This window comes from Nitrosomonas supralitoralis, assembly GCF_003011925.2.
Classification (GTDB): Bacteria; Pseudomonadota; Gammaproteobacteria; order Burkholderiales; family Nitrosomonadaceae; genus Nitrosomonas; species Nitrosomonas supralitoralis.
Map to the genome: position 1 here is coordinate 1 of NZ_PXXU01000208.1, position 399 is coordinate 399.

1 protein-coding gene is annotated in these 399 nt (G+C 39.8%); it reads right to left on the minus strand.

Going from position 1 to position 399, the window contains the following annotated elements; all coding sequences use genetic code 11:
- A partial coding sequence (locus tag C7H79_RS17460; protein ID WP_147383679.1) for a transposase occupies positions 1-399 on the minus strand: 399 nt, incomplete at both ends.

The following is a 399-nucleotide window of genomic DNA, read 5'->3' on the forward strand; positions in this document are numbered from 1 at the left end:
TTCAAACAAATTGAGCTGCAATAATCGCAGAATTTGTTGCATGCTTTTGCTCATTTTTGACTGAAATTTGATGAATGCTAATAGCAAATATACGCATACAGCGATCCAAACCTGAGTCATGACTGCATTCTTGCTTGTCCCAACAAAAGTCTTGATTTTCAGATTCTGTTTAATCCATTTGAAGAACAACTCTACCTGCCAGCGTGCCTTATAGATATCAGCAATGGTTTTGGCTGATAGCTTGAAATTGTTGGTTAGAAACACATAATGTTTGCCGGTTTCTTTGTCTCGGTAACCGATACGCCGCAACTGAGTTGGGCATTCTTTTGCTGACTTCAAACCAGTGAACTTGATGATTTGATCACTGCTCAATCCTTTGTACTTCAAGACCGGCTCACG